We start from the raw sequence: 16,003 nt of genomic DNA on the forward strand, positions 1-16,003 counted from the left end.
TTTACTCATGCCAACCCTGCATCTGCTATGCGGCAAGATAGCGTCGGGCAAATCAACGCTCGCCAGCACCCTCAGCGCTGAACACGCGGCGATGCGGTTAAGCGAGGACCCGTGGCTTGCACAGTTGTATCCCGGCGAAATTTTGTCGGTGGCGGATTACCTGCGCTGCGCCCAACGCATCCGCGGGGTGTTGGGGCCGCTGGTGGTAGGTTTGCTGGAGTCGGGCCTCAACGTGGTGCTGGATTTTCCGGCTAACACGTTGGCTAACCGCCAGTGGCTGCTGGGACTGGCGCAGGCCGCCGGGGTGCCACACTGCTTGCACTACCTGGAACTGGACGACGACACCTGCCGCGCTCGACTGCATGCGCGTAATGCGCACGGTGAGCACGATTTTGCGGCGACGGATGCCGAGTTTGACCTGATCACACGCCACTTCTGTGTGCCGAGTGAGGAGGAGGGGTTGGTGATTGAGGTGCATCGCTCGTGAGTGCAGCGCATTTTAAAGGGGTCGACGCCGAAGGTTTCATCCTCACCGTCCTCGAAACGTCCGTGCAGAGCGAGTTTCAGCCATTGCTTGAGGAGGCCTGCACCGCTCTGTCGCAGGAAGCGCTGGGAGTGCAGGGTATCTACCTCTACGGCAGTGTGGCGCGCGGAGATGCCATCCCGGGTGTTTCCGATCTTGATCTCACGCTGGTGCTGCGCGAGTCGCCGACTTCACGGGTACTGGAACGGCTGGAAGTGATCCGGCGCGACCTGGAGCGGCGGCATTCGCAAGTCACCAAGGTGGATTTCGATATTGGCAGCCGTGGGGACGTCATGGCGGCGGAAAACCGCAACAGCTGGGGCTTCTGGCTCAAGCACCATTGCCGATGCGTGTGGGGTGAGGACCTTGCGCTGCACATTGAGCGGTTTCGGCCTTCGGTGGACATTGCCTTGGCCATGAACGGTGACTTTGAACCGGTATTGACCGCCTACCTCACACGCATCGCAGACGCCGACTCCGAGCGGGAGCGACTTCGCTGGCAGCGCGAAGCGTCACGCAAGCTGATCAGGGCGACCCATGTATTGCGTTCGCAGGATGCGGCGACGTGGCCGCAGACACTCGAAGAGCACGTTGCGCTGTTCGTCCAGTGGCATCCGACAATGATGGTTAACGTGGCGTTCTTCCTGTTTGAAGCCCGAAACCCGAGTGCCGACGGCGAAAAATTCTCAGCCCGACTTCAGGCCTTTCTGAGCTGGATGGTTTTACAGCGAGCGTAGTTCTGCTGGTGTTCGCCGGTATAGGCGAAATCCAAAGCAGATCTCCTGTGAGAGCTGTCGAGCTTTAGCGAGGCTGCGAAAGCGGTGTGTCAGGCGATCAATAGGTTGGCAATACCGCCGCCTTCGCAGCCTCGCCGGGGCTCGACAGCTCCCACATTTGATCGGCGCCGCTGCTGAAATTGCGTTCGCAGGTACAACCGAAGCACACGGGTCCTAAGACTTGAACCGTCCCACCAACCCATTCAACTCATCCGAAAGGTTGGACAACCGCCCCGAATCGTCCTGCGCCGAGTTGGCCAGGCTTTCCACCAGTCGTGCCTCGTCGTAGATCTGCTGGATATGCCGATTGATCTCTTCGGCCACGCTGTGTTGTTCCTCGGCGGCGGCGGAGATCTGCAGGTTCTGGTCGCGGATTTCGTTCACTGACAGTTGAATGCCTTCGAAGCTGTCCCGCGCGCTTTCGATGGACGACACGCTGTCCCGCGACAGGTCCAGGCAACTGCCCATCTTTTGCGTGACCTCCTGGGTCTTGTTTTCCAGGGTGCCAAGCAGTTGCTCGATTTCGCCGGTGGAGTCTGACGTGCGCTTGGCCAGTGCGCGCACTTCATCGGCCACCACGGCAAAGCCACGGCCTTGATCACCGGCGCGGGCGGCTTCGATGGCAGCGTTGAGCGCCAAGAGGTTGGTCTGTTCGGCAATCGCGCGAATGGTGCCGAGGATCTGGTTGATGCTGCGACTGCCGGCCTCCAGTTCAATCATGGCCTGGGACGATTCGGTGAGACGGCGGCCCAAGCGGTTGACGTTATCGGTAGTGACCTCGATCTGCTGCTTGCCCTCGGCCACGCGACGGTGCCCGTTTTCGGCGGACTCCGCTGCGCCGCTGCATGAGCGCGCGACTTCGTTGGCGGTGGCAACCATTTCGTTGAACGCGGTGGACACCAATTCAACCGCCTCACGTTGCCGGCCCGCCGCCTTGTTCATGTTGTGCGCGACCTCGCTGTTGACCTTGGAGGCGTTCTGCAGATTGGCCGACGCCGCGCCGATATGCTGGATCAGTTGGCGAATCGCTGCGAGAAACTTGTTGAACCAACCGGCCAGTTCGGCGGTTTCATCCTTGCCCTGCACCTGCAGTTCGTGGCGCAAGTCACCTTCACCCTCGGCGATGGACTGCAATCCCGTGCTGACCTGGCCAATGGGCTTGACGATGACCTTGGAGAACGCGGCTGCAATCAATCCGAAGATCAGTACCAGCACGCCGACGATGATCGCGGTGAGGTAGGTCATGCGGGTGGCTTCAGCCATGACTTCACGCTGCTCGATCAGCCCGATGTAGCGCCAGCCAAGACTGGGGGAGGTCCACACGTTGGCCATGTAGCGCACGCCGTCGATTTCCACTTCGGTGGAGCCTTGCGGTGTGTCGGCGAGTTGCGCATAGGCGGCGCCCAGGTCTTTGAGCGGTTTGAAACTGTGGGCGGCGTCGCGCGGGTCCACCAGCACCACGCCGTCTTCGATCAGCATCACGTAGCCGCTTTCACCCAGCTTGATGCTCTTGACCAGCTCGGTGAGGTTTTTCAATGAGACGCTGACCACAAACACGCCCTTGGCTTTGCCGTTATCCAACAGCGCCCGTGCGGTGCCGACCAACGCCACGTCGTCTTTGTCGTAATAGTAGGCGGGCGTACGGACGGTCTTGCCGGGGCTGGCCATGGCCGCTTTGTACCAGGGGCGCGTGCGAGGGTCGTACTTGGACAGTTGCGGGTCATCCGGCCATTTGGCATAGGTGCCATCTTCCAGGCCGATGGACAGAATCGCCGCCGCTGGGTGCGTGGCGCCAAAGCGTGCGAATCGGTCGATGACGGCTTGCGCCTCGGCCGGCATGGGCTGGCTGGCCGCGTCGGCGGGCTGGTAGTTTTTCAGCGTGTTAACTGATGTGTATACAGGATCGGTGGCCATTTGATCGACGTTCTGCAGGGTGCCGTCGAAGAACTGGCGGATATTGCCATCGATCTGACGGATTTCCCGGGTGCTGCCGTCGATAAACTGATCCACCGCCTGGGTCCGCGTGTTCATGACCGAGATCACAGCCACCAGGCTTACCGGTATAAACGCAACAGAGACGAATGCCAGTACCAACTTATTTTTTATTTTCATCGAGACGACCATCAGCGTAGAGGGCGGCCAAATCATCGTTCTCCATCACGCAAGCACGGCGATTTGCTATCACTGATGTTTCGGCCCTTCTGCGATAAAACTTTAGGGTTTTTTGTACACAATACAAACTGCTTATTGTTCTGTATCCAATCAATACACATCACGCAGATAACGCTTCTGTTCACTCAACTGCCGCCAGTAATCCACGGCGGCTTCCACGCCAAGCCCGCCGTGGGTTTGCGCGACCTGACGCAGCGCCTGGTCGACGTCTTTGGCCATATGGCTGGCGTCGCCGCAGATGTACAGCTTGGCGTCGTCCTGCAGCCATCGCCACAGCTCGGCGCCCTGTTCGCGGATGCGGTCCTGCACGTAGACCTTCTGCGGCTGGTCGCGGGAGAACGCCAGGCTCAAGTGAGTGAGCATGCCGTCGCGTTGCATGCCTTGCAGTTCGTCCTGGTAGTAGAAATCGCTGGCCGCGTGCTGTTCGCCAAAAAACAGCCAATTACGGCCCTGATGCCCCAAGGCGCGGCGTTCCTGTAAAAACGCGCGGAACGGCGCGACGCCGGTGCCAGGCCCGATCATGATCATCGGCACGTCGCCATCGCTGGGTGTACGGAAGTGTTTGGACGGCTGCACGAACAACGGCACCTCAGCGTCGCCCGCGCGGTCGGCGAGAAAGGTCGAGGACACGCCTTTGCGCTTGCCATAGCGCACGGCGGCCACTGTGAGGTGTACTTCCTGCGGGTAGGCCTTGGCACTCGAGGCAATCGAATACAAGCGTGGCTGCAGGCGCTTGAGGGTGCCCAGCAGTTCGTCCGCGGCGCAATCGATAGGGTATGCCTGCAGCACGTCCGCCAGCTGCCGGCCCCACAGCCAGTCATTCAGTTCGGCCTTGTGCTCGGGGTTGAGCAAGTGTTTGAGGCCTGGGTTGGCGCTGCGCTCGGCGATGAGGGCCAAGGTGTCGCTGCTCGGCCGGGCGATTTCGAAGTGCTGGGTGAGCGCCTGTTGCAGCGGCACATCACCGAAGGTGTCGATGTTCACGCACGTGCTCGCACTCAGGCGGATCAGGTCGAGCAGTTCGCTGACCAGTTCAGGGCAATTGCGCGGCCGTACTCCGAGGGCATCACCGGCTTCATAGGTGAGCCCGGAGTCAGCCAGGTCCAGGGCAAACTGGCGGGTTTCCTTGTGGGCGCTGTGGGGGTTCAGGTGCCGGTTGAGCAGCAGCCGTGACCCGTACAGCTTGGTTTTACCGGCTGGCGTGGCCGGCGCTATGGGCTTTGCCGGGTTTAGGGTGTGTTGGAACCGCACCAGCCAGGCATCGGCGCGTTCCTCGAATTCGGTGTCGCAGTCGACACGCTCCAGCAGGCGCGTGGCGCCCAATTCCAGCAAGCGCTGGTCGAGTTGCTTGCCGTGGTTGCAGAACTGGTCGTAATTGGGATCGCCCAAGGCCAGCACCGCAAAGCGCAGGGATTCCAGGCGCATCTCGGCGGTGCTTAAGCTGTGCCAGAAACTTTCGCCGTTGTCCGGTGGGTCGCCGTCGCCAAAGGTGCTGCTGATCAGCGCGAGGGTGTGAGTGCTCGCCAGTTTGCTCGCGGGGAAGTCCGCCATCGCGCTCAGTTGCACCGTGATCCCAGCGTCGCGCAGGCGTTTGGCAAAACGCTCGGCCAAGGCTTCGGCGTTGCCGGTTTGCGACGCCCACAGCAGCGTGACTGCCGGGGAGGGCGCTGCGATGGCGTCTGTACGGCTGAACAAACCGCCAAGCAGGCCGTCCAGCCACAGCCTGGATTCCCTTGCCAATGGCGCATTCGCCGGCATCGTCGGTACACCGCCAGCCTGGCGCGCGGCGGATTGCAGGCCACTGAGGAAACCGGCGAGATAGGTGCGCTCACTGTCGCTCAATGGCGGCGGCGCTAGATGACGGAAGCCGATGATGTCGGCGAAGGCGGTAAGACGCGACAAGTTGCTGTCCTCTCGTTCGGGAGCGTGGAGGTCCAGAAACGGGTGATTGATCAGTTCGACCCGGGCCAGGGCGACGGCGCAGAACTTGAACGCCGGCTGAAGGGAAATCGGGTCCACGGCGTCATGGGTCACGGCGTTGATCGCCAGGTTTTCGCCAAACACATCGTTCCAATGAAACGGCGCAAAACAGTTGCCCGGCCGCACACGGTCGGTGACTACCGCAGGCAGTACGGCGCGGCCGCGCTGTGAGCGTATTTCAACCCGGTCCTTGTCCTTGATACCCAGGCGGGCGGCGTCCTCGGGGTGTAGTTCCACGAAGGGGCCAGGGTTGAGTTTGTTCAGCGTGGCGACCTTGCCGGTCTTGGTCAGCGTGTGCCATTGGTGCTGCACGCGGCCGGTGTTCAGCACGAAGGGAAACGCTTCATCCGGCATTTCCGCCGGCGGCATATGGGGACGGGCGAGGAACTGGGCTTTGCCGTTTTCAGTGGCGAAAGCGAGCGTGCCGTCCTTCACGTAGCGGATCGGGTTGCGGTCCGCTGCGTCGTCTGACGCGCAGGGCCATTGCAGCGGCTTGTCACGCAGTCGCGGGTAGCTCGCGCCACGAATGTCATAGCCGGTCTTGGGGTTCCAGGCGCGTTTGATCTCTTCAAAGACGTCGGCGGCGCACGCGTAGGTGAAGGCCTCGGCGAAGCCCATCTCACAGGCGACCCTGGCGATGATCTGCCAGTCGGGCAGGGCCTCGCCGGGGGCCTCGACGGCCTTTTGCATCAGGGTCAGGTTGCGCTCGGAGTTGATCATCACCCCTTCGGCCTCGGCCCACAGCGCGCCAGGCAAAAGGATGTCGGCGTAGCGGTTGGTCTCGGTGTCGAGGAAAGCGTCCTGGGTGATCACCAGCTCGGCGGTTTGCAGGCCTTTGATGACCGTTTGCCGGTTGGGCACGCTGGCCACCGGGTTGGTGCAGATAATCCAGCAGGCTTTGATCTGCCCAGCCGCCATCTGCTCGAACATCGCCACGGTGCCGCCGCCAGCCTGGCGCGGCAGGCTGTCGTGGGGGATCTGCCACAGGTCCTCGATAAAGGCGCGGTCGGCCTCGACCAGCACCGAGCGCTGCCCTGGCAGGCCGGGGCCCATGTAGCCCATTTCGCGCCCGCCCATGGCGTTGGGTTGCCCGGTCAGGGAAAACGGTCCGCTGCCGGGGCGGCAGATGGCACCGGTGGCCAGGTGCAGGTTGCACAGGGCGTTGGTGTTCCAGGTGCCATGGGTGCTCTGGTTGAGGCCCATGGTCCAGCAACTCATCCACTCGGCAGCCTGGCCGATCCAGCCGGCGGCTTGTCGGATATCGGCTTCGGCAAGGCCGGTTATGGCGGCGACCCGGTCTGGCGAGTAGTCCTCCAGAAACGCGGGCATGGCTTCCCAGCCCTCGGTGAAGGCCGCGATAAAGGCAGGGTCGGTGTGGCCGTTCTTGACCAGCAGGTGCAACAGGCCATTGAGCAAGGCGAGGTCGGTGCCGGGCTCTATCGGCAGGAACAGGTGGGCCTTGTCCGCCGTGGCACTGCGTCGGGGGTCGACCACGATCAGCTTCGCGCCGGCCTTGACCCGGTCCATCATGCGCAGGAACAGGATCGGATGACAGTCGGCCATGTTCGCGCCGATCACGAAGAACAAGTCGGCGCGGTCGAAGTCCTCGTAGGAACCCGGCGGCCCGTCGGAGCCAAGCGACAGTTTGTAGCCACTGCCGGCGCTGGCCATGCACAGGCGCGAGTTGGATTCGATGTTGGGAGTGCGCACGAAGCCCTTGGCCAATTTGTTGATCAGGTATTGGGATTCCAGCGACATCTGGCCCGACACGTAGAAAGCCAGCGCATCCGGCCCGTGGGTATCGAGGGTGTGGCGCAAGCGGGCGGCGGTTTCGCTGATGGCCTTGTCCATGGCAATGCGCACCGGGTCGTGATCGCGCGCCTCGCGCACGTAGGCACTTTCCATGCGGCCGGACTCGGCGATGGCGTGCCCGCAGGTGGTGCCCTTGGTGCACAGCCGGCCGAAGTTGGTGGGGTGGGCCTTGTCGCCGACCACCTTGACCACTGTGTTGTGCTCGACGTGCATGACGATGCCGCAGCCCACGCCACAATAAGGGCACACGCTGCGCACGTTTTGGTTTGCCATCCGTAACCCCGTAAACAAAAAAGGCGCCTTGTAACCCTCCGTTGAAAACGGGGATTACACGGCGCCTTTGTCGTGAGAGAGCAATCAGCGTTGACTGCCTGGTTGAAGTATTCCTAGCAAGTCACGCGCCAGGTTTTTTATCTGGCTGTAGTGAGCGGGCTTGCCCCGCGCTGAGTGGCGCAGCCGCCCCAAACCAGGCGACCTGGTTCTAGCTGGATACCGGCGGCGTCTCTATTGGGGCGGCTTTGCCACCCAGCGCGGGGCAAGCCCGCTCACTACAAAAGCCGTTGGGGTGCACTTTTATGACGCGGGACGCACCAGTTGGAGGCGCTGAAAGCGCGCGAAAAAAACCGCTGATTACGTTGTGATGCCGTGAATCCAGCCCTTGTCTTCGATTGGCACAGACCCTGCATGCTCCCTCTCAACCCACCTCGGTCAACGACGATCGACACCATTGGGCAATAGCGGTGAGTCCGGCGCAGTCGCCCGATCAGAACCCGCATAAGAACAGGCAAAGACGCCTGGAACCGCAAGGTTTCAGGCGTTTTTTTTTGCTTTTTAAACCGTGATGAGCTTTGTCGGGTGATTTATATGAACAGTCTCAAAACCCTGATCGTCGTCGGCAATGGCATGGTCGGTCACCACTGTGTGGCGCAACTGATCGAACGCGGCGCGCTGGATCACTACCGCTTGCACGTGTTCAGCGAGGAGCCGATGCGCGCCTATGACCGGGTGCACCTGTCCGAATATTTCACCGGCCGTGATGCCGAGTCGCTGGCATTGTCCGACGCTTCGTTGTACCAGACCCCAGGCGTGACCTTGCACCTGGGCGTGCCGGTGCTGGAGATCGACCGCGCCCGCTGCGAGGTGATCACCGCCGACGGCTGCGTGGCCTATGACAAGCTGGTGTTGGCCACCGGTTCCTATCCATTTGTGCCGCCCATCGAAGGCGCTGAAGGCGATTCGCGGCTGGTGTATCGCACGCTTGAGGATCTGGATGCGATTCGCAAGGCGGCCGCCAATGCGCGACGCGGCGTGGTGGTGGGGGGCGGCCTGCTCGGTCTGGAAGCCGCTAACGCGCTGAAAAGCCTGGGGCTTGAAGCGCATGTAGTGGAGTTCGCGCCGCGCTTGATGCCGGTGCAACTCGACGATTTTGGCGGCCTCGCGCTCAAGGCGCAGATCGAGCGGCTGGGCGTCGGTGTGCATTTGTCCCGTGCAACCCAGTCGATCAGCGCGGGCGCGGAGTATCGCTACCGCATGAACTTCGCCAATGACGAATTCCTGGAAACCGACGTGATCGTGTTCTCCGCTGGCATCCGTGCCCAAGACGCGCTGGCTCGCCAGGCTGGCCTGGAAATCGGCCCGCGCGGCGGCGTGGTGATCAACGATGAGTGCCTGAGCATCGACCCGAATATCTACGCGATTGGTGAGTGCGCGTCCTGGAACGGCAGCCTGTTCGGCCTCGTCGCGCCGGGCTACCAGATGGCCCGAGGCGTTGCCGCGCTGCTCTGCGAGCAAACCGGCGAGCCGTTTGTGGGCGCCGACATGTCGACCAAACTCAAGTTGCTCGGTGTGGACGTGGGCTCCATCGGCGATGCCCATGCCCACACGCCCGGCGCGCGCAGCTACCAGTTTATCGACGAAGCCAGCGCCAGTTACCGGCGCCTGGTGGTGGATGCTTCGGGCAAGCATGTGATTGGTGCTGTACTGGTGGGCGACAACAGCTACTACGACACCTTGCTGCAATACATGCAGAACAGCATCACATTGCCGTCCGAGCCGGCCAGCCTGATCCTGCCATCGTCCAGCGGCGCTCCCACCCTGGGCCCCGGCGCGTTGCCGGAGTCGGCTACCGTGTGCTCCTGCCACAACGTGACCAAAGGTTCGATCTGCTCAGCCATTGACGGCGGCTGCAGCGACCTCGGCCTGCTTAAAGCCCAGACCAAGGCCTGCACCGGTTGCGGCGGCTGCGCCGGGTTGCTCAAGCAGGTGTTCGAGCATGAGCTGATCGCCCGTGGCGTCAGCGTTGACAAAAGCCTGTGCGAACACTTCGCCTACACCCGGCAGGAACTGTACGCCTTGGTGCGTGTGGACGGCATCATCACGTTTGACGAACTGCTGGCCAAACACGGCCGTGGCCACACCGGTTGCGATGTGTGCAAGCCGGCAGTCGGCTCGATCCTGGCATCGTGCTGGAACCAGCCGATCATGGACGCATCCTTGGTGCCGTTGCAGGACACCAACGATACGTTCATGGCCAACATGCAGAAGAACGGCACCTACTCGGTGGTACCACGCATTCCGGGGGGTGAGATCACTGCAGAAAAACTCATTGTGATCGGCGAAGTGGCGAAGAAATACGACCTCTACACCAAGATCACCGGCGGCCAGCGCATCGACCTGTTTGGCGCGCAGCTGCATGAACTGCCGGACATTTGGGGCGAACTGATCGCGGCGGGGTTCGAGACCGGGCATGCCTATGGCAAATCCACGCGCACGGTGAAGTCTTGCGTGGGCAGCACCTGGTGCCGCTACGGCGTGCAGGACAGCGTGAAAATGGCGCTGCTGATCGAGGATCGCTACAAAGGCCTGCGCTCGCCGCACAAGCTCAAGTTCGCGGTGTCTGGCTGCACCCGAGAATGCGCTGAAGCCCAGAGCAAGGACGTCGGCGTGATCGCCACCGAGAAGGGCTGGAACCTCTACATCGCTGGCAACGGTGGTATGCGCCCACGCCATGCGGAGCTGTTCGCCACCGACCTGGATGATGCCACGCTGATCCGCTACATCGACCGCTTCCTGATGTTCTACATCCGCACCGCCGACAAGTTGCAGCGTACTTCGGTATGGCGCGAAAGCCTGGAGGGCGGCCTGGATTTCCTCAAGGACGTGATCCTTGAGGACAGCCTGGGGCTGGGCGCCGAGCTCGAAGCGCAGATGCAACGGGTGGTCGACCGCTACGAATGCGAGTGGGCCAACGCGCTCGCGGACCCGGAGAAACTCAAGCGCTTCCGCACCTTCGTCAACGACAAACGCCCGGACCCGGACATCCACTTCGTCCAGGAGCGCGGCCAGCGCCGGCCGATCATGGCCTCTGAACTCAACTTGATTCCGGTCATCGAGGAGATTGCGTGATGAGCCAGCCCATCTGGAAAACCGTGTGCAACAGGCAAGACCTGGTGACCAACTCCGGCGTGGTGGTGTGGTTGGACGGCGCGCAAGTGGCGTTGTTCTACCTGCCGGGTGCGCAAGACCAGACGCTGTATGCCATTGATAACCACGACCCGGAATCGGGGGCGAATGTGATCGGTAGGGGGTTGATTGGCAGTATCAAAGGCGAGTTGGTGGTGGCTGCGCCGATCTACAAGCAGCATTACCGCCTGGCTGACGGGCAATGCCTGGAGGCGCCAGACCAGCGCCTGCGCGTCTGGCCGGTGCGTTTGAACGGTGGGGTGGTGGAGGTGGGGGTAGGTTGAGCGACTGTGGGAGCTGTCGAGCCCCAACGACGCGGCCATGGGATGTCCATGTGTTCGGATCAGAGGGCGAGGTCATCGATGAACAAGGGCATTTTCGTCTACCTGTCGCAGGTGACCCTTCAGTCCATCAGGCCGGAATAAGCCCTGCGTCCTGATAGCTCTGAACGAGTTCGTCATACAGGCCGATATCGATGCGCGTACGAGCAATCAACTGCGCGCCCGCGATGGCGGTGTAGATGGCGCGCGCGCGCCGCTCGTGGTCAGTGGCACTGCCATTGCCGATGTCCGTGAGAACTGCTGCGAGCCACGCTACGTTGATATCGGCAAACGCGAGTACCTCTTTCTTCAGCTCTTCGGGCAGGTCCTGGTACTCTCCCGCCTTGAACTGATGCCATGCACCCGGAACCAGCTGTACATCAACCTCTGCGTTTGATTGCTGAGCGGCCTTGTGAAATAGCCGTGTGGTGGGTTCTACGGTTGTCTCGATGGCGCAAAGCACGACGATCTTGCCGCCGTGGCGAACCGCCGTAGCGGCCAAGGCTTCATCCGCTCTCAAAATCGGTACCTGAATATCGGGTGCGATTCTTTCAATGGATGGACCCAAGGTCGAGCAGGTGAGCACCACAACATCGGCATGCCGGGCGAGGGCACACAGCGCGGTGACATTCGCGCCTTTACTCGCCAAATGATAAGCCAGCGACGCGCCAACTATTCATAGCCCGCCCAGGACTACGGAGGCGTCCACAACCTTGGCGTAGTCCATCGCCAGGTTACTCAGCGACAACGCATGCACATCCTCCGCCGGCCACAGCCGTCCGGATAAATCAGTCTGATCAAACGTATAACAAGCATCCGCCACCACGCTCACAGCAAAACCCAGGTTGCCGCCAGAGCGCGCCGTGGCTTCGACGGAATTGTTAGTGATCACGCCAACGATCACCAACTGCCGGATCGAGCGTGCATGCAGCCAGCGCTCCAGGCCGGTGGCGGTGAAGGCATCCGGAACGTTCTTCTCCACCACATGCTCATGCGCCAGTGGTTGCAGCGCGGGCTGGAACTCACAGCCCGGCTGGCCCGGCCAGAATACCGAGACGGGTGAGCGGGATATGTGCCGGATGTGAACGACAGGACGGTTGGATTGGCGCCACGCGCTCAATAAACGCTGTATCTGCACTTCGGCGTCGAGGTTATTGCGACGCCCCAGCTTCGGCTGGTTCATGCCTTGCTGCATATCGATGATCAGCAGTGCCGCGTTGGTTGCTGGCGGTTTCATGACACTTCCCTTTGCTCGTGAGGCTCGAAACATAACAGCCGATGTGGGCATCCAGACAGCGATTTCCTACCTGGGCAGCTTTAACTGAGCCTCGGCGTACGGCACCACTGCGTCGGTACGCCCGCTCGATCCGTCTCATTGTTGAACTGCCCCGCCCTTTAAATCGCCTTGGAAGAGGATCGCATCGGCAAACCCAAAGCGTGTCTTTAGCAAATGCGGCGAGGCGTGCTCACGACGCTATAGTCGACTCTATTGATGGCCGTACTTCCAGGAGCTTTTTCCCGTGCCTACATGCCGACCCATTTCGCTTACACAAAACGTTTCAACGCCGTACTCGCCTACAGAGATGCCAATCTCGAAGGCGACCTGTCGGTGAGGGCGTTAAGCCAGGTGGCGAACTTTTCGACGTTTCACTTCCATCGACAATTCAGTGCGTTCGTAGGCGTGCCGGTTTCACGTTATGTGCAACTTACCGTCGAGATCCTGCACGGACATCGCCGGGTCGCCACCCACCTGTTGCTCGCGCGGCGCCTACAGCACCCAGAGCGAACACATGCCGGCATCGCACAAAGCTCATCGCGACTGGACACCCCAGCGCCTCAAGTCGATTGCAAGTAGTTGGCTGGAAGTGTGCCAAACATGTCGCTGTAGATCTCACCCAGCCAGTCAATGAAAACGCGTACCCGTGGCGACAGGTGCCGATGATGCGGGTACATGGCAGAAACTGTCAGGCCGGGGCTCTTCCAGTCGCTCAAGACTTCCACCAGGCGCCCCGCTTCCAGATACTCTTCAATGTGGTAACGAGGCACCTGAATCAGACCGCAGCCACGCAATGAACATACGACGTAGCTTTCAGCATCGTTCACTGCCATCCAGCCATTGAGTGTGAACTGGCGTATCTGGCCACCGAGGACCAATTCCAAAGGAAGATTCGAGGAGCCATTGCTCGAAAAGAACTTTACTGTTTGATGCACGGCCAAATCTTCAGGTTTTTTAGGGCTGCCGAAACGCGTCAGGTATTCAGGACTCGCGCAAATGATCTGGGGCATCACCGCAAGAGGCCTGGCTACCAGCGTCGAGTCTTGGGGGGTGCCTGCGCGCACGACGCAATCTACCCCCTCCCGAACGAGATCCACCAAGCGATCACCACCACTGGCTGTCAATTCGATTCCTGGATAGCGCGCCCGAAACTCATCAATCCTTGGCAGCACAATCTTGGTCGCATGAGTACCGTGCATATCCACGCGCAGCAATCCTTGCGGATTAGACGCTACGTGGCGCAATGATGACTCGGCATCGTCCAGTTCACTCAGCACGAAAACACATCGCTCGTAGAACGCCTGCCCGTCGACTGTCGGTCGTACATGCCGAGTGGTGCGTTCCAGTAGTCGAATCCCCAGTCGACTTTCCAGCTCTTTGATGGCGTGAGTCGCGGTGGCACGTGGAATGTCGAGCGCTGCCGCTGCGCGGCTGAAGCTGCTCAACTCAACGATACGCGCGAACAGCTGGAGTGAATCGAAGCGATCCATCTATTGTTGTTCCCGGTGGAATTTTGTTGGCCATTTAGCTGTATTTATCCAGTTCTGGCAAACAAGCAACATAGGACTCAAGGGCATCGTCGCCCACTGACTTGCAAATCAGGAGTCCTGTATGACTGACAATAGTTTGAAAACGGCCCTTGTTACCGGAGGCTCCCGTGGCATCGGCCAATGCATCGCCATGCGCCTCGCCGCCGACGGCTTTGCTGTGGTGGTCAACTTCGCTCACAACACCGCAAAGGCAGAAGAAACAGTTGCAGCGATCCAGTCTGTCGGCGGCAGGGCCATCGCAGTCAAGGGTGACGTCGGCAATCCGGAGGACGTGGCTGCCTTGTTCACGGCCGCCAAAGAGGCTTTCGGCAGGATTGATGTCGTGGTCAACAGCGCAGGCATTATGCCGATGGCGACCATCAGAGAAAGCAGTCTGGCTGACTTCGACACAGTCATTGCCACCAACCTGCGCGGTGCGTTTCTGGTACTGGGTCAAGCGGCTGCGCATGTCGATGACGGCGGTCGCATTATCGCGCTGTCCACCAGCGTGATCGCCAAATCGTTCCCCTCCTACGGTCCCTACATCGCGTCAAAGGCAGGCGTTGAAGGACTTGTACACGTGCTTGCCAACGAGCTGCGAGGTCGTCGCATCACAGTCAACGCCGTTGCACCCGGACCCGTCGGTACTGATTTGTTCTTTGAGGGCAAGAGCCCGGAACAAATAGCGCAGATCGCCAACCTTGCGCCGCTGGAACGCTTGGGAACCCCAGAGGACATCGCCAGTGCGGTGGCCTTCCTGGCAGGACCGGACGGCGGCTGGATCAATTCGCAAGTACTTCGCAGCAATGGCGGTTTCGCCTAAGTCAACCAAGGAGTCATGTCATGAGCCAAGTTATTCTGATCACCGGAGCATCCAGTGGGTTCGGCGCGATGCGCGCCATATTGTCTACGCCAGCATGCGCACGACTGACGGTGGTGGCGCCCCGCAGGTATCCGGAGAAGCGAAATGTTGACTGAAACGGGCGAGTCATCGAGCAATACCGCTGTGACTGAAGCGATCAGCATTATTGAAGTCCACGTGCAGACCGAGGCGTCATCGTCGTGCGAGTCGCGTTTGTCATCCTTGGCGACAACCATCCTGGGCTCGCCTGGATGCATCACTTATCAAGCGCTTCAAAGTCATACGAAAAAGGACCTTTGGATTATGACCGGCCTGTGGGAGTCGCCTCAGGCCATGGAGCGCCACTTTTGCCACCCTGCGCTCAGTGAACTGATCAACTTGCTGGGCCCCAGGTCGGTTAAAAAGGTCACTGCAAACGCATTACCCAACTCAGGGACGTTAAGTGCCTAACCCTAGAACGCCTCGCAACCACCGGGATTTATATCTAGTCGGGGCGGGGCTTGCTTAATGGTTTTAAGGAGTATGGATATGAAAAAATCAATACACGATGTTCAGCTGTCAACTGGGAGTGTAAGCCGCCAGGAGCGTCTGTTGTTCCCAGCGCTAGCGCCCCTGTATGCGCGGGGAGAGGCGGTCATGTATGCCGTCTTGCGCGCGGCCTTCGGCGCTATCTTGTTTACTCACGGCCTGCCGAAAGCGTTAGGAACATCGCATGGCTCCATGGCAAATCCCATGGAAGGCTCCATCAACCTTATGCAGAACGTCCTGGGGCTGCCGTTCGCCAGTGAGCTTGCGTTTCTTGTCATGCTACTGGAGACCCTGGGTGCTTTTATGCTCGCCGTTGGCTTGTGGGTACGACCAGTTGCTCTGATCGTCGCTCTGGAAATGGTAGGGGTCAGTTGCGCTCTCGGCCCAACGTGGCCGTGGGTCGACCGGGGAATTGAATACCCGGTACTGATGACGTTTCTCGCCCTGTACATCGCTGTGCGTGGCAGCGGCAGCCTGGCACTGGATCGCAAATTGAAATACACGTTCTGACTGTGCTTTTTAGGCTCCGCTACGTCACCGCGTCAGCTTTTTCCAAACCTTCGGCCGTCCAACGCTCATGCTGAAAAAGTAAGGCCGGTGCCAAAGCTCACATTGGTGTCATTGATGAGTCAGGGCTGGTGCACTGCGTGGTGGGGGAAATGGCTGCTAGGAGGCACTCGCAGCAGCAAAAAAATGAAACAGTCGGCAGATTTGACCGATTTTGAACGGCTGTCGTTTTTTGAAAGCGCCGATGGCTCAGTCGCCG

12 protein-coding genes and 2 pseudogenes are annotated in these 16,003 nt (G+C 60.5%); 8 read left to right on the forward strand and 6 right to left on the reverse strand.

Going from position 1 to position 16,003, the window contains the following annotated elements; all coding sequences use genetic code 11:
- Window positions 1-7 precede the first annotated feature (7 nt).
- Together AACY44_RS16750 and AACY44_RS16755 are read left to right on the forward strand one after the other, a co-directional pair.
- Window positions 8-487 (forward strand): AAA family ATPase, encoded by a 480-nt coding sequence (locus AACY44_RS16750; RefSeq protein ID WP_339415992.1) that lies wholly within the window; start codon window positions 8-10, stop codon window positions 485-487.
- A complete protein-coding gene (locus tag AACY44_RS16755) occupies window positions 484-1,260 on the forward strand; it encodes a nucleotidyltransferase domain-containing protein (RefSeq protein WP_339415994.1) in 777 nt (258 codons plus the stop codon). Before AACY44_RS16750 ends, AACY44_RS16755 begins: the two co-directional genes overlap by 4 nt.
- 213 nt (window positions 1,261-1,473) lie before the next feature.
- Here the strand turns inward: AACY44_RS16755 and AACY44_RS27760 are convergent, their stop codons facing one another.
- From AACY44_RS27760 to AACY44_RS16765, 3 genes and pseudogenes are all read right to left on the reverse strand, one after another.
- Window positions 1,474-2,241 carry a methyl-accepting chemotaxis protein gene (locus AACY44_RS27760; protein WP_445261128.1) on the reverse strand — a complete coding sequence of 256 codons (768 nt, stop codon included), beginning with the start codon at window positions 2,239-2,241 and terminating at the stop codon, window positions 1,474-1,476.
- 87 nt (window positions 2,242-2,328) lie between these two features.
- A pseudogene (locus AACY44_RS27765) lies at window positions 2,329-3,447 on the reverse strand (cache domain-containing protein); the annotation flags it as partial.
- Between the two features lie 114 nt (window positions 3,448-3,561).
- Entirely contained in the window at window positions 3,562-7,533 is a 3,972-nt protein-coding gene (locus tag AACY44_RS16765; protein WP_339530689.1) for a bifunctional nitrate reductase/sulfite reductase flavoprotein subunit alpha, read from the reverse strand.
- A 591-nt stretch (window positions 7,534-8,124) separates the two neighbouring features.
- Here AACY44_RS16765 and nirB point away from each other — a divergent pair.
- Both nirB and nirD read left to right on the forward strand, forming a co-directional pair.
- A complete protein-coding gene (gene nirB / locus AACY44_RS16770) occupies window positions 8,125-10,665 on the forward strand; it encodes a nitrite reductase large subunit NirB (protein ID WP_339427564.1) in 2,541 nt (846 codons plus the stop codon).
- Window positions 10,665-11,006: a nitrite reductase small subunit NirD gene (gene nirD, locus AACY44_RS16775; RefSeq protein ID WP_339436571.1), complete on the forward strand. Its 342-nt coding sequence runs from the start codon at window positions 10,665-10,667 to the stop codon at window positions 11,004-11,006. The genes nirB and nirD overlap by 1 nt, the downstream gene beginning before the upstream one ends.
- Before the next feature lie 127 nt (window positions 11,007-11,133).
- Here the strand turns inward: nirD and AACY44_RS16780 are convergent, their stop codons facing one another.
- Together AACY44_RS16780 and AACY44_RS16785 are read right to left on the reverse strand one after the other, a co-directional pair.
- Window positions 11,134-11,691, reverse strand: a complete 558-nt coding sequence (locus AACY44_RS16780; RefSeq protein ID WP_339416004.1) for a hypothetical protein — start codon at window positions 11,689-11,691, stop codon at window positions 11,134-11,136.
- 27 nt (window positions 11,692-11,718) lie between these two features.
- Window positions 11,719-12,279, reverse strand: a complete 561-nt coding sequence (locus AACY44_RS16785) for a cysteine hydrolase family protein (RefSeq protein ID WP_339416005.1) — start codon at window positions 12,277-12,279, stop codon at window positions 11,719-11,721.
- A gap of 291 nt (window positions 12,280-12,570) precedes the next feature.
- On the opposite strand from AACY44_RS16785, the pseudogene AACY44_RS16790 reads away from it, so the two are divergent.
- Window positions 12,571-12,750, forward strand: a pseudogene (locus AACY44_RS16790) (AraC family transcriptional regulator); the annotation flags it as partial.
- A 128-nt stretch (window positions 12,751-12,878) separates the two neighbouring features.
- On the opposite strand, the gene AACY44_RS16795 reads toward AACY44_RS16790, so the two are convergent.
- Entirely contained in the window at window positions 12,879-13,808 is a 930-nt protein-coding gene (locus tag AACY44_RS16795; RefSeq protein ID WP_339427561.1) for a LysR family transcriptional regulator, read from the reverse strand.
- 121 nt (window positions 13,809-13,929) lie between these two features.
- On the opposite strand from AACY44_RS16795, the gene AACY44_RS16800 reads away from it, so the two are divergent.
- The 3 genes from AACY44_RS16800 to AACY44_RS16810 all read left to right on the forward strand — a co-directional run bounded on the left by AACY44_RS16800 (window position 13,930) and on the right by AACY44_RS16810 (window position 15,747).
- Window positions 13,930-14,670, forward strand: a complete 741-nt coding sequence (locus tag AACY44_RS16800; protein WP_339427560.1) for an SDR family oxidoreductase — start codon at window positions 13,930-13,932, stop codon at window positions 14,668-14,670.
- Window positions 14,671-14,814: 144 nt separating this feature from the next.
- Window positions 14,815-15,159 (forward strand): antibiotic biosynthesis monooxygenase, encoded by a 345-nt coding sequence (locus AACY44_RS16805; RefSeq protein WP_339436570.1) that lies wholly within the window; start codon window positions 14,815-14,817, stop codon window positions 15,157-15,159.
- Window positions 15,160-15,345: 186 nt separating this feature from the next.
- Window positions 15,346-15,747 (forward strand): DoxX family protein, encoded by a 402-nt coding sequence (locus tag AACY44_RS16810; RefSeq protein WP_339506382.1) that lies wholly within the window; start codon window positions 15,346-15,348, stop codon window positions 15,745-15,747.
- Window positions 15,748-16,003: the final 256 nt, after the last annotated feature.

Source organism: Pseudomonas sp. RA_15y_Pfl1_P11 (assembly GCF_963970975.1).
In the GTDB taxonomy this organism is placed as follows: Bacteria; Pseudomonadota; Gammaproteobacteria; order Pseudomonadales; family Pseudomonadaceae; genus Aquipseudomonas; species Aquipseudomonas tritici.

Bases quoted from the DNA above. Each gene is read 5' to 3' on its own strand.
- AACY44_RS16800 (WP_339427560.1), top strand. From the start codon at position 13,930: ATGACTGACAATAGTTTGAAAACGGCCCTTGTTACCGGAGGCTCCCGT.
- AACY44_RS16785 (WP_339416005.1), bottom strand. From the start codon at position 12,279: ATGAAACCGCCAGCAACCAACGCGGCACTGCTGATCATCGATATGCAG.
- AACY44_RS16795 (WP_339427561.1), bottom strand. From the start codon at position 13,808: ATGGATCGCTTCGATTCACTCCAGCTGTTCGCGCGTATCGTTGAGTTG.
- AACY44_RS16810 (WP_339506382.1), top strand. From the start codon at position 15,346: ATGTATGCCGTCTTGCGCGCGGCCTTCGGCGCTATCTTGTTTACTCAC.
- nirD (WP_339436571.1), top strand. From the start codon at position 10,665: ATGAGCCAGCCCATCTGGAAAACCGTGTGCAACAGGCAAGACCTGGTG.
- AACY44_RS16750 (WP_339415992.1), top strand. From the start codon at position 8: ATGCCAACCCTGCATCTGCTATGCGGCAAGATAGCGTCGGGCAAATCA.
- nirB (WP_339427564.1), top strand. From the start codon at position 8,125: ATGAACAGTCTCAAAACCCTGATCGTCGTCGGCAATGGCATGGTCGGT.
- AACY44_RS16805 (WP_339436570.1), top strand. From the start codon at position 14,815: ATGTTGACTGAAACGGGCGAGTCATCGAGCAATACCGCTGTGACTGAA.
- AACY44_RS27760 (WP_445261128.1), bottom strand. From the start codon at position 2,241: ATGAACAAGGCGGCGGGCCGGCAACGTGAGGCGGTTGAATTGGTGTCC.
- AACY44_RS16765 (WP_339530689.1), bottom strand. From the start codon at position 7,533: ATGGCAAACCAAAACGTGCGCAGCGTGTGCCCTTATTGTGGCGTGGGC.